The sequence below is a fragment of the Pseudomonas sp. genome, from assembly GCF_050739995.1.
GTDB lineage: Bacteria > Pseudomonadota > Gammaproteobacteria > Pseudomonadales > Pseudomonadaceae > Aquipseudomonas.
On record NZ_JBOICG010000622.1, the window covers coordinates 1 to 11,371 of the forward strand.

The 11,371-nt window shown below is 54.6% G+C and carries 16 protein-coding genes; 1 reads left to right on the forward strand and 15 read right to left on the reverse strand.

Annotation, left to right across the window (positions count from 1 at the left end):
* A partial coding sequence (locus ACRESD_RS20970) for an EscU/YscU/HrcU family type III secretion system export apparatus switch protein (protein WP_431752651.1) occupies positions 1-447 on the forward strand: 447 nt, incomplete at its 5' end.
* On the opposite strand, the gene ACRESD_RS20975 is transcribed toward ACRESD_RS20970, so the two are convergent.
* The 15 genes from ACRESD_RS20975 to ACRESD_RS21045 form a co-directional block, all read right to left on the reverse strand.
* A complete protein-coding gene (locus ACRESD_RS20975) occupies positions 448-798 on the reverse strand; it encodes a transcriptional regulator (RefSeq protein WP_431752652.1) in 351 nt (116 codons plus the stop codon).
* Between the two features lie 8 nt (positions 799-806).
* Positions 807-1,010 (reverse strand): HrpT family type III secretion system protein, encoded by a 204-nt coding sequence (hrpT, locus tag ACRESD_RS20980; RefSeq protein ID WP_431752653.1) that lies wholly within the window; start codon positions 1,008-1,010, stop codon positions 807-809.
* Positions 1,007-3,148 carry a type III secretion system outer membrane ring subunit SctC gene (sctC, locus tag ACRESD_RS20985; RefSeq protein WP_431752654.1) on the reverse strand — a complete coding sequence of 714 codons (2,142 nt, stop codon included), beginning with the start codon at positions 3,146-3,148 and terminating at the stop codon, positions 1,007-1,009. Before sctC ends, hrpT begins: the two co-directional genes overlap by 4 nt.
* Before the next feature lie 14 nt (positions 3,149-3,162).
* Positions 3,163-3,405 (reverse strand): hypothetical protein, encoded by a 243-nt coding sequence (locus tag ACRESD_RS20990; RefSeq protein ID WP_431752655.1) that lies wholly within the window; start codon positions 3,403-3,405, stop codon positions 3,163-3,165.
* Positions 3,406-3,556: 151 nt separating this feature from the next.
* Positions 3,557-3,775, reverse strand: a complete 219-nt coding sequence (locus tag ACRESD_RS20995) for a hypothetical protein (RefSeq protein WP_431752656.1) — start codon at positions 3,773-3,775, stop codon at positions 3,557-3,559.
* A gap of 66 nt (positions 3,776-3,841) precedes the next feature.
* Complete coding sequence (gene sctL / locus ACRESD_RS21000) at positions 3,842-4,459, reverse strand: type III secretion system stator protein SctL (protein ID WP_431752657.1); 618 nt, start codon at positions 4,457-4,459, stop codon at positions 3,842-3,844.
* A gap of 2 nt (positions 4,460-4,461) precedes the next feature.
* Positions 4,462-4,860, reverse strand: coding sequence for a type III secretion protein (locus ACRESD_RS21005; protein WP_431752658.1), 399 nt, complete (start codon positions 4,858-4,860; stop codon positions 4,462-4,464).
* Positions 4,861-5,011: 151 nt separating this feature from the next.
* Positions 5,012-5,821: a type III secretion system inner membrane ring lipoprotein SctJ gene (gene sctJ, locus ACRESD_RS21010; RefSeq protein ID WP_431752659.1), complete on the reverse strand. Its 810-nt coding sequence runs from the start codon at positions 5,819-5,821 to the stop codon at positions 5,012-5,014.
* A 6-nt stretch (positions 5,822-5,827) separates the two neighbouring features.
* Complete coding sequence (locus ACRESD_RS21015; protein WP_431752660.1) at positions 5,828-6,187, reverse strand: hypothetical protein; 360 nt, start codon at positions 6,185-6,187, stop codon at positions 5,828-5,830.
* Between the two features lie 106 nt (positions 6,188-6,293).
* Entirely contained in the window at positions 6,294-6,494 is a 201-nt protein-coding gene (locus ACRESD_RS21020) for a hypothetical protein (RefSeq protein ID WP_431752661.1), read from the reverse strand.
* 180 nt (positions 6,495-6,674) lie between these two features.
* Positions 6,675-7,601, reverse strand: a complete 927-nt coding sequence (locus ACRESD_RS21025; RefSeq protein ID WP_431752665.1) for a sigma 54-interacting transcriptional regulator — start codon at positions 7,599-7,601, stop codon at positions 6,675-6,677.
* A 410-nt stretch (positions 7,602-8,011) separates the two neighbouring features.
* Entirely contained in the window at positions 8,012-9,112 is a 1,101-nt protein-coding gene (gene ychF, locus ACRESD_RS21030) for a redox-regulated ATPase YchF (protein ID WP_431752662.1), read from the reverse strand.
* A 21-nt stretch (positions 9,113-9,133) separates the two neighbouring features.
* A complete protein-coding gene (gene pth / locus ACRESD_RS21035) occupies positions 9,134-9,718 on the reverse strand; it encodes an aminoacyl-tRNA hydrolase (RefSeq protein WP_010213318.1) in 585 nt (194 codons plus the stop codon).
* A 167-nt stretch (positions 9,719-9,885) separates the two neighbouring features.
* A complete protein-coding gene (locus ACRESD_RS21040) occupies positions 9,886-10,482 on the reverse strand; it encodes a 50S ribosomal protein L25/general stress protein Ctc (RefSeq protein ID WP_431752663.1) in 597 nt (198 codons plus the stop codon).
* Between the two features lie 137 nt (positions 10,483-10,619).
* Positions 10,620-11,371, reverse strand: a 752-nt coding sequence (locus tag ACRESD_RS21045; protein ID WP_431752664.1) for a ribose-phosphate pyrophosphokinase, incomplete at its 5' end; no start/stop codon positions are given.

Genomic DNA, 11,371 nt, shown 5'->3' on the forward strand with positions numbered 1-11,371 from the left:
ATGACCCAAGTGGAGGTCGTCAAAGAGTACAAGGACATGGAGGGCGACCCTCACGTCAAGGGGCAGCGGCGCTCGCTGGCGTATCAATTGGCCCAGGAAGAACCCAAGGTCAAATTGCCCAAGCTGGAAGAGTCCGACATGCTGGTGGTTAACCCAACGCACTTTGCTGTCGCCCTGTATTACCGTCCTGGTAAAACGCCGTTGCCCTTGCTGGTCAGTAAGGGCACGGATGCCGAAGCCCGCAAACTGATTCAACGCGCCAAGGCGGCTGAAGTGCCTGTGATCCAGTGTGTGTGGCTGGCCCGCACGCTCTATACGAAAAAGCTGGGTGCAAGCATCCCCCGCGAAACCTTGCAGGCGGTGGCCCTGATTTACCGCACCTTGCGAGAACTTGATGATGAGGCCAAGCGTGAAACTCTGGAATTGCCGGAGCTCGAGCGGCGTTGATCAGCGGCTTGAACCCATGTCCAAGGCTTGCAGGTTGGCCAGTGACAGCATTCGACTGAGAATCCTGTCGAGTGTGCTGTTTGTTGCAGGTAGTGCGTGCCAGATCACCAGCGCATCCTGGGCGTCGAGGTAAACAAAACAGCCGTCGAACACCTGCGCCTGTTCAAAGCGTCGTTCCAACACGCGCTGCAATTGCCCGGCCTGAACCGCTTCGCGAGCGAGCTGCAAAGCCAGTCCCGGGTGATTTCCCACTTGCAATACACATACCTTGATACCGGGCGCGAGGGGCAGGTGAGCGGCAGAGCCGCTCACCAGGTTGTCCAGAAACCGCTGGCGTTGATCGTCGGGCATATCCGGGCTCACCGTTCCAGCGATACCGTCTGGTAATCTGCCCGCTCGCCGGAGGGGCCAGGCTCGACGCGCATTTGCGGCGGCCACCAGATCACCATCTTGTCTTGCGACGATTGCGGGCGGGAGCACGAATCACCCCTGCAGGTAGGTGTACACCCGGCGACGTGCAAGGCGGCGAGGATCAGGGTGACGCACAACACACGGTGTCTCATGGTATGGCCTTCTGGGCTGGAGTGATCAAGGAAGGGCGGGGCACGCTGAGGTGTTCATCCTTCACTATCGGACGCATGGCGATAAATACCTCGGCTTCTTCGCCTGGCTTGAGCCAGGCTCGCGGCCATACGGTGACCGCCAGGGTCTGCGAGTTGCTGCACTCTTTCTCGTCGATACGTACATTGCGTTTGAACTGGTTGCGCAGCACCACGACCGCCACGTTGTAATCCGGGCCTGCATACCACTGGCTGCGCTCGGTATTCAGCGCCAGCAAATCACGGGTGCTGCACAAGGTATTCAGTGACAGAGGTATCGGTACCGCGCTGAAAGCCTTGGGGACTTCCCCACTGACCAAGCGCGCCAGCGTGGTGATGATATCGCTGCGCTTGATCACTGGCTGATGCGGTGAGTAGCGCCTAGCCAGTGGTGTGAGGGCGGCTTGCAACTCGGCTTGGTCGTCCTGTGGCAAGTAGCGCGACGGGTCGTCCTGGTCCCCGATGACGCGGGGTGTAAGGATAAACAAGCGCTCACGTCGATTGTTGTGGCGTTCTGTCGAGGAAAACAGCGCCTTGCCCAGTAATGGAATATCTCCCAGCAGCGGGATCTTCTTTTGCTGATCGGAACTGTCCGTGACATGGAAGCCACCCACTACCAGAGAACGCTTTTCCTGCATTACGGCCTGCGTGCTGACCTTGCCCCTGCGAACATCGGGGTGATTGGGGTCTCGCTCGGGATTGGACTCGTCGAAATTACCGTCTTCTATATCGACGGCCAAATGGATCTGGTGAACGCCGCGGCCAGTCGTTACCCGGGGAACCACTTGGAGGCTGGTACCTACCGTGACGGGCAAAATGGTTGCGTAATCTCTACCAGGGGTGATGTATTGGGTGCGGTTGAAGTCGATCACCGCCGGCTGGTTTTCCAGGGTGAGCACCGAAGGGTTGGAGACCATGGTTGCCAGCCCCTTGGCCTCCAGCGCGCGGATGTCGGCGTAGAAACGATCGCGGTTTTCAATCGACACCTGCGACGAGGTGCCAGGTGCCATGTTGACGCCCCCCCGGAACCGGCTGTTCTGGAAGCCCCAGTTCACCCCGAACTCACGCAGCTGCGTACGCTCGATGTCGAGAATGATTGCATCGATTTCGATCAATTTGCGCGCGACGTCGAGTTGGGTAATCAACTCACGGTACATGGCCTGGCGTTCAGGCAGGTCATAGATCAGCACGGCGTTATTGCGTATATCGGCTTCGACGCGGATCCGGCTGGTGGAGACCGGTGCGCGTGGCGTCACTGTTGGCCCCATGTCCAACGGCGCTGCGTTGCCATTTGCTCCGAGCATCTGGCCCAGCAGCGGGTTACCCAAGCGCGGCACATTGGGCGTGAGAGGGGCCGCTTGGGATGTGGGCCGCTGGGTCAACCCCGTGAGTGTCGAGGGAGATCGCGGTTCCAATAGCCCCTTCAAAATACTGGCGACGCCAGGGACGGTCAGCTTTTCGCCACGATAATCCACGATGCGGTCCGCGGCATTGGCAAACTTGAGCGGGTAACTCAGCACGCTTTGCTTTTCATCCGGGGAGCGGCGTTTGCTGCTGAATTGCTTGATCTGTTCGATATAGCTCTTGGGGCCGGAGACGAGTACCACACCGTCTTCTGGCAGCTCGCCCCAACCGAAACGGCTATCGAGCAGTCCGATGTCGGTCAGCGCTTGCTTGAGGTCGGTGATCGTCTCCGAAGAGACCTCCAGGCGCGCTGACTCCTGCTGGTCCAATGTGCTGATGTGGAGAGTGTTGTTGTAGAGATACCACTGAAAACGATGCTCAACGCCCAGCCTGTCTAACAGTGACTGCGGAGTGTTCGCGCGGATCTTGCCGTTAACGTCGCCTTCCAGCAGGCCCTCGATTTGCAGTTGCGTACCAAAGGTCTGGGCGAAGTCTTCAAGTACCTCCCGTAGCGGTTTGTGTTCGGCTTTATAGGCGTAGGCTGTGTTCTTCCATTCTGTGGGAATAGCAGCCAGGGTGTAATTCACCGGGGCCATCAAACATGCGAGTGCGATCAGGCATCGCCAATCGGCCCGCTTGGATGAAGTTCCAGGCGGGTTAATGCGCAAGCTACGGCGGTTGTAGAGCTCGGTATACATAGGCGTTTCCCTGGTTAGTGCAGCAACGTACGTAGCGAGGTAGGTCTGGGTGGGTGGGATGGTTTACTCAGGCGCGCAACGGTGGCGCGCCAGGTATCGCGTTGGTTGAGCAGGGATTCGATGCAGCGCTGCAGATGCTGCTCGTTGTGCGGGTTGTGCACGCAATGAATCAGCCAGAGCTCACCGCTGGCTGGCGACTGGGCGAGAGCCCCCTGAAAGTGGGCGAGGCTGATCGCTCCCAGTCGCATCCAGGTCATCAGCGCTGATTTATTTGGGGGATGCTGGGTCAGTTGAACACTTAGCAACAGGGCACCCGAACAATGACGCAGGACAACTTCATCATCGTTCTCGAATAACCTGAGCTCCCCGGTGCCACTCCTCAAGCACTCGGCAAGTAACTCTTCCACGTTACTGTGCGCTGTCCAGGCTGGATTTCAGTAGCATGAACTGCACACGGTTCTGTTCATGGAAGACGTATTCGGATTTTCGGTGATTGACTAAAAGGTCGAAAAAAAAATCCATGTCTTCCGTAGATCCAGAATTGTTTTCTACTGCGAAGTTCAGATCCCTTTTTACGAGTCTTGCATCGTTGAGGAGCCTGTTTTTAAAACCGTCAAAGTAACTCATGGGATTTTCCTCTAGGGGGATATCCCTTTTTGGTTTGTATTTCGAATTGGTTCCATTTGTAGCTGTTTATATGTCACGAAATATATCCCAGTCGGATTTTTTCGAAGGGCTTTCATCGTTTTTCATGAGGGAACGGAGCATGGAGGTCCAGTCGATACGAAAATCTCCCTCTTCGGTATTCAATATGAGTGTTTGAGGTTCAATCGTGTTTTCCGCGCGCAGCGCCCAGTGATTACTACTGAAGCTGTCAAGGCATCGCCTCACCGCCTCAAGTTCATGTGTGTTGCAAAGTAGAGTTGCCTTGATTGCAGGGACTTGGCATGCCAGCAGTTGTTTGATCAGGCTTGCAATACGTTGCGGAGCGGGTGTTTCTTCAAGCAGACGGTAAATAGTCTGATTGGCAATTGAAGTGGCGTAATGTTCGAGGTTGTTACACAAGACCTGGCGCTCGGCTTCCCAGCGTTTAAGCTGGGCATCGGCACGTTGCCATACTTCTAGGCCCGCTTTTTTAAGCAGGTCCTCCCGTTGTAGGCTTACCTCTTTCAGTAACTGTTTGGCCCTGGCTTTTGCCTGCTCTACCACGTCATCGGCCTGGGCATAACTGGCGAGGGTTTCGCAGGAGATCAGGCTTCCCGGCAGGGGGGACGCGCCACCAGGCGGGTTGATTATGCGTCGACATAACATTGTTAATCTCCATGCGCCCACGGATCAAGACCGTTACTGGCGTCGTTCATCGCGCCTATACGCCACACAACAGCATGCCAGAGAGTATCGAGACGGTTGTGCGAGCCATTGAGCGTCAGTGAGTTTTCTTCCAGATCAAGCACGCGTCGGCGAGGAAAGCGTAGTCTGATCCGTTGCCAGGTAGCTGGTGAGATCCAGGCGCGTAGTAAGTGCAACGGATCGTTATCCGGTTGCACGATATCAAGGGGCAGAGCCTTGGACAGTCTGTTACACCATAGGTGATGGTGCCCGTCCAATGCTGTCGCGTAGGCAGGGCGGCAGATGCCATCAATCAGTGCAACCGCCAGATCAAGTTGGTCCGCTGAAGCAATTGCCAGTTGAAGTAATGCAGGGTCAGGCATTGGAGGTAGGCATGGGGAAATGCCGTAGTGTGTACCCGCAGCCACTTGCCCGCTGCGATGAAGCTCTACGAGTGCGGCATAGGCATTTATGTTTTTCCAGTCATCATGCGCATATAACCAAGACGCTGCCCACCAGTGGGCCCATGAAAGATTACTCATTGTATGAATGAGCAGGCGTGTCAGGGGTTGGCCCGTGTGTCTGGGTTTGTAAGGCAGTTCTTTGCTTTCGCTTTTGCCAGAATATGCCCGCCGAAACGACAAGTACCAAGGTGAGCAGCGAAACAGTCACAATGGTTCGCCAGAAACCGAGATCGTCCCCAGGAACCAGAAACGGCCCGAAGTAAGCCAAGCGCTGTTGTTCCAGATAAGCTGTTGCTGGCACGAATACGACGGTAAGCTTTTGCGGATTATCGACCGCCGCAGCCATGCCAGGAATACTGCTCGCGACCATTCTGCGAACACGTGCCCTGATGTTATCGGGATCAAGCCGCGGATCATGTTTGATGAACACCGACGCGGAGGCGGGTTGTACAGGCTCTCCTGGGGCAACACGTTCAGGCAGAACCACATGTACCCGCGCTACGATAACGCCGTCAATGTTCGATAACGTCGTTTCAAGCTCTTGGGACAATGCATAGATATAGCGCGCTCTTTCTTCTAACGGCGTTGATATCACGCCTTCTTTACGAAAGGTGCCGCCCAGCGTAGCGCGTGCTGCCCGAGGGAGACCTACTGCTTCGAGCGTTCGTACGGCACGCGCAATATCGGCGGCATTGACTACCACGATAACGCCATCTTTTGCCGGAACTTTAGTAGCACGAATATGTTTGTCTGCCAGCTCTGCTACAACTTCATTGGCCTCCTGCTCAGTGAGCTGGCGATGAAGCTCGACTCGCTCACCGCAGGCACCTAATAGGAAAGAGAAAAACAGAATTAACGCGATAGATAACGGGCGGGTCATTTTAACCTACTGGAGGTTGCTGATTTTATCGATGCCTTGGGCGGTTTTACCGATACTTTTCGTCAACATGTGCGTTAGTAATAACGCATCGGAAAGCTGACTTGGATACTTCCGTGCTTCTTCAAGTTTGTTCGTGCTGCTCAGTGCTCGCAGGCTTCTGGTCATGCGTTCAGCCACGGAAGTCAGTTTGGTATCTACGTCTGTAAGCAGGTTCTGTGGTGGCTGGCTAACTGCTGTGTTCGGGCGTGACGTTGGAGTCATGGCTGAGTTAAAAAAGTTTATATCTGTGCTTAAATCTGAGTCTTCATATGAACTGGAGAAGTCAGGAGCCTTTGCTTTAGCGACATCTATAACTTTTATCATCATGTGGTTCTACTACCAGTTGTTTGAAATTTATAATCTTGCAACGGTTGTTTGCAGAAATAGCCTTTCCGACAGAGCCTGCCGGAAAGGTTAAGGCGTTTTCAGGTGATTACAGTCGCAGGGAGTCAACGGCGGATTTGATACCGCTGGTGTTTTCGTTCTCTGCTTTTTTGAATGCGTTCTTTACACCATCCGCTCGTTTTTTTGCTTCCGAAGCTTCTAAGCCCGCGTCGGCATCTTGAGACGACATGCCGCCATTGCCGTAACCGCCCGAATAAGGTGAGAAGGATGATCCGCTAGGAATAGCCATATTGATTCTCCGTGGATAACGTTAATTTTACTAGGGCGGCAATACTTTGACGATGTGTCGTACAACAGTAGTGCCGTTCCATCATTTATGTGGTTCAAGAGATTTATACGTTCCACGCATTTTTGGGCGCTATGTTTCAAAAAGTGTAACTACTTGTTCCCTACGCGCAGTGAGTTACCCTCAACCCAGTGATACTCCCAGGTGCTTCATGCGGTGGTACAGGGTTCTTTTGGCAACACCCAGCTCAATTGCCACACTATCGACACAATGGCCGTTTTGACGAAGCGCCTCCTCGATCAGCGACTTCTCCATCTGATGCAAGCGCGCCTTCAGGCTTATTTCTATTTCCTGGCGGGTTTTTACTGTCGCTGAGAGCGGTGACAGATCCAATACAAAGCGCTTCGCTGCGGAGCGCAACTCGCGGACGTTGCCCTTCCAGGAGTGACACAATAGTTGTTGTAGCAACTGCTTATTGGGCGGGAGAGGGGGTGGGAGGTTGAAGTGCTCAGCCTCCTGCTCAATCATGTCGAGAAACATCGGGATGATTCGCTCTCGTCGATCCCGCAAAGCCGGAAGCTGAATGCTGACAATATTCAAGCGAAAGTAGAGGTCTCGACGGAAGGTACCTTGCTCGACCATCTCATGCAGGGCTTGCTGGGCCGAGGCAATCACGCGCATGTCTACCGGTATGAATCGGGTTGAGCCCAAACGCTCCACTCCGCGGGACTCCAACACGCGTAACAGTTTGGCTTGCAGTGTCAGAGGCATGCTGTCGATCTCATCGAGGTATAAGGTACCGAGATGGGCTGCTTCAATGAATCCAGCGCGGGATTGCATGGCACCTGTATAGGCGCCGCTGTTTACGCCGAACAACTGGCTTTCTGCGAGACTTTCCGGGATGGCGGCACAGTTGACCGCGACGAAGTTTCCTTTGCGACGAGACAGGCGGTGTATACGCTGTGCCAACGTATCTTTACCTGTACCGGTTTCTCCCAGCAGGAGAATATCTATATCGAGTGCGGCCGTGTTATTTACAGTCGCTTCGATGCTCGGGCAATCAGAAAAAGTTATATCTGTTATAAGCCTGTCCTGGCTGAGCGTCGACATAATATGTTGCTCCAATGCGGTGGCCGCTTTTTGAAGGGTTATCTCCATATGTGCTCAGTTAAACAGGATTTTTTTATGTTGTCATGATCTTGTCTGGGTGTCAGTCTGTGTGAAATATGTAAGTTGCAAGGCGTGATTAAGTTTCAAGTATCAATGGATGAAATTGCCTATATTTGGTGTAAGGAAAGTCTTAAATTTTAAGCGATTGGTTTTGATCAAACCGTTTTTGATGGTGGGGTTTTGATTGATACTTGAAGATTTTCTATTTGAAATTTGTGAGAAAATGTCTCGTGTATTAAATAGAGTTTCAGGGGCTTTCAACTCCTGACATTTCACGAGGTTCAAACACGCACAAAAAAGCCGATGCAATGCATCGGCTTTTTATTTGCAGTGCGAGTCGCAGGTAGCGCTTACACGTTGAAACGGAAGTGCATCACATCGCCATCTTTAACGATATATTCCTTGCCTTCCAAACGCCACTTGCCCGCTTCCTTGGCACCGGCTTCACCCTTGAACTGAATGAAGTCGTTGTAGGCGATCACTTCAGCGCGGATAAAGCCTTTCTCGAAGTCGGTGTGGATCACACCAGCCGCCTGTGGCGCGGTGGCACCAACCTTGACGGTCCATGCGCGGACTTCTTCGACGCCGGCGGTGAAGTAGGTCTGCAGGTTGAGCATTTCGTAGCCTGCGCGGATCACGCGATTCAGGCCAGGCTCTTCCAGGCCCAGGGCCTCAAGGAACATGTCCTTTTCTTCGCCGTCATCGAGTTCGGCGATTTCCGCTTCGATCTTGTTGCACACTGGAACAACCATGGCGCCTTCTTCCTCGGCAATGGCCTTGACCACGTCGAGCAGCGGGTTGTTCTCAAAACCGTCTTCGGCAACGTTGGCGATGTACATCACAGGCTTGGTGGTCAGCAGGTGGAAGCCCTTGATCACGGCCTTCTCATCAGCGCCCATGTTCTTCATCAGGCTGCGTGCCGGCTTGCCTTCGGTGAAGTGTGCGATCAACTGCTCCAGCAGGCCTTTCTGGACCACTGCGTCCTTGTCGCCGCCCTTGGCGTTGCGTGCGACTTTCTGCAGTTGCTTCTCGCAGCTGTCGAGGTCGGCGAAGATCAGTTCCAGGTCGATGATCTCGATGTCGCGTTTCGGGTCGACGCTGTTGGAGACGTGAATCACGTTCTCGTCTTCAAAGCAGCGGACCACGTGGGCGATGGCATCGGTTTCACGGATGTTGGCCAGGAACTTGTTACCCAGGCCTTCGCCTTTCGACGCGCCGGCCACCAGGCCTGCGATGTCGACGAACTCCATGGTGGTCGGCAGGATACGCTTGGGATTGACGATGGCCGCCAGTGCGTCCAGTCGTGGGTCCGGCATCGGCACGATACCGCTGTTGGGTTCGATGGTGCAGAAGGGGAAGTTCTCCGCCGCAATACCGGACTTGGTCAGGGCGTTGAACAGGGTGGATTTGCCGACGTTGGGCAGGCCGACGATGCCGCAATTGAATCCCATGGTGTTTCCCCTCGGTAAGAGTCAGGCCTTCTGGCTGTGCAGGTTTTTCATCGCGCGGTTCCATTCACCGGCGAAGATATCCGGCAGCACGCCGAGGGCAAAGTCGATGCTTGCATCGAGTTTTTCCTGTTCGGCGCGTGGCGCACGACCCAGGACGAAATTTGAAACCATACTGGCAACGCCTGGGTGGCCAATGCCAAGCCGCAGACGGTAGAAATTATTCTGATTACCCAACTGCGCGATGATGTCGCGCAGGCCATTGTGCCCGCCGTGCCCGCCGCCCAGCTTGAGCTTGGCAACACCGGGTGGCAGATCCAGTTCGTCATGGGCCACCAGGATTTCTTCGGGTTTGATCCGAAAGAAACCCGCAAGCGCCGCGACAGCTTGGCCGCTGCGGTTCATATAGGTGGTGGGAATCAGCAGACGAACATCCTGACCTTGATGCGAAAAGCGTCCGGTCAGGCCGAAATACTTGCGATCGGCCACAAGGTTCACACCTTGCGCGTGGGCGATTCGCTCAACAAAAAGGGCCCCCGCGTTATGCCGGGTCTGTTCGTATTCGGCGCCTGGATTTCCCAGGCCAACGATCAGTTTAATGGCAGTCACGACAGGGGCCCTTCCTTTGGAGTTGTGGATAAGATCGCCAGACCTGAGTGCGGCGAAAGTGGACGACACTACATCATTTACTCAAGAGTAAACGCCGCGTTATCGCCCGCTTTCTCGCTACGTTCCGGTCCGCGATGTTTCCTCAAGCTCCGGCAATACAGAGTGGATTACTCTGCAGCGCCTTCTTCAGCTTCTGGAGCAACGCGTGGAGCGTGAACGTTGGCAACAGCTTTGTCATCACCGTGAGCCAGTGCGACAAACTCAACGCCTTTAGGGGCTTTGAGGTCGGACAGGTGGATGATGGCGCCGATTTCAGCGTTAGCCAGGTCGACTTCGATGAACTCAGGCAGGTCTTTTGGCAGGCAGGTCACTTCGATTTCGTTCACAACGTGAGAAATCTCGCCGCCTTTCTTGATCGGAGCTTCTTCACCGATGAAGTGTACAGGCACGATAGCGGTCAGTTTCTGGCCGGCAACAACGCGAACGAAGTCAGCGTGCATGATGAATTGCTTGGACGGGTGACGCTGCATCGCTTTAACGATGACGTTCTGCTTGGCGCCATCGACGTTCAGTTCGATAACGTGGCTGTAGGCAGCTTCGTTTTCGAACAGCTTGGCGATTTCTTTGGCCAGGATGGTTACGGATTCAGCAGCTTTGCCACCACCGTAAACAACAGCAGGGATGTTGGCGGCGTGACGCAGGCGGCGGCTCGCACCTTTCCCCAGGTCAGTACGCGCTTGGGCGTTCAGAGTAAAGTCAGTCATTTTGTATCTCCAAAATAGCCATCATCGAGGGGCGTTTGCGACCAGCGCCGTACTCGATATGGGCAAAAAAGCCCCGCCCCAACAGAATGCTGGGGCGGGGCGCTTTTCGTCAGTGGGGTGTTCCTAAGGTTTGACCCTTAGCGGAACATCGCGCTGATCGATTCTTCATTGCTGATGCGGCGAACCGCCTCGGCAACTACCGGTGCGATATCCAGTTGACGGATACGCGAACAGGCTTGAGCGGCAGCGGACAACGGGATGGTGTTAGTCACCACCAGTTCGTCCAGCATGGAGTTCTCGATGTTCTCGATCGCTCGGCCCGACAGCACAGGGTGTGTGCAGTAGGCGAAGACTTTAGCCGCACCGTGCTCTTTCAAGGCTTTCGCCGCGTGGCACAGGGTGCCGGCGGTGTCGACCATGTCATCAACCAGAATACAGGTACGCCCTTCGACATCACCGATGATATGCATCACTTCAGAGTGATTGGCTTTTTCACGGCGTTTGTCGATGATCCCGAGGTCCACGCCCAGGGATTTGGCAACAGCCCGTGCACGCACGACGCCACCAATGTCCGGGGACACGATCATCAGGTTTTCAAAGCGCTGGTCTTCGATGTCATCCACCAATACTGGGGAGCCGTAGATGTTATCTACCGGAATATCGAAGAACCCCTGGATTTGGTCAGCGTGCAGGTCAACCGTGAGAACACGATCGATACCTACCACGGTCAGCATGTCAGCAACGACTTTCGCGCTGATAGCCACACGTGCGGAACGCGGACGGCGATCCTGACGGGCATAACCAAAGTAAGGGATTACAGCTGTGATTCGAGTCGCTGAGGAGCGGCGGAAGGCATCAGCCATCACGACGAGTTCCATCAGGTTATCGT

Excerpts from the sequence above, each read along its gene's own strand:
- ACRESD_RS20975 (WP_431752652.1), bottom strand. The coding sequence starts at position 798 with ATGCCCGACGATCAACGCCAGCGGTTTCTGGACAACCTGGTGAGCGGC.
- hrpT (WP_431752653.1), bottom strand. The coding sequence starts at position 1,010 with ATGAGACACCGTGTGTTGTGCGTCACCCTGATCCTCGCCGCCTTGCAC.
- sctC (WP_431752654.1), bottom strand. The coding sequence starts at position 3,148 with ATGTATACCGAGCTCTACAACCGCCGTAGCTTGCGCATTAACCCGCCT.
- ACRESD_RS20990 (WP_431752655.1), bottom strand. The coding sequence starts at position 3,405 with ATGACCTGGATGCGACTGGGAGCGATCAGCCTCGCCCACTTTCAGGGG.
- ACRESD_RS20995 (WP_431752656.1), bottom strand. The coding sequence starts at position 3,775 with ATGAGTTACTTTGACGGTTTTAAAAACAGGCTCCTCAACGATGCAAGA.
- sctL (WP_431752657.1), bottom strand. The coding sequence starts at position 4,459 with ATGTTATGTCGACGCATAATCAACCCGCCTGGTGGCGCGTCCCCCCTG.
- ACRESD_RS21005 (WP_431752658.1), bottom strand. The coding sequence starts at position 4,860 with ATGCCTGACCCTGCATTACTTCAACTGGCAATTGCTTCAGCGGACCAA.
- sctJ (WP_431752659.1), bottom strand. The coding sequence starts at position 5,821 with ATGACCCGCCCGTTATCTATCGCGTTAATTCTGTTTTTCTCTTTCCTA.
- ACRESD_RS21015 (WP_431752660.1), bottom strand. The coding sequence starts at position 6,187 with ATGATGATAAAAGTTATAGATGTCGCTAAAGCAAAGGCTCCTGACTTC.
- ACRESD_RS21020 (WP_431752661.1), bottom strand. The coding sequence starts at position 6,494 with ATGGCTATTCCTAGCGGATCATCCTTCTCACCTTATTCGGGCGGTTAC.
- ACRESD_RS21025 (WP_431752665.1), bottom strand. The coding sequence starts at position 7,601 with ATGTCGACGCTCAGCCAGGACAGGCTTATAACAGATATAACTTTTTCT.
- ychF (WP_431752662.1), bottom strand. The coding sequence starts at position 9,112 with ATGGGATTCAATTGCGGCATCGTCGGCCTGCCCAACGTCGGCAAATCC.
- ACRESD_RS21040 (WP_431752663.1), bottom strand. The coding sequence starts at position 10,482 with ATGACTGACTTTACTCTGAACGCCCAAGCGCGTACTGACCTGGGGAAA.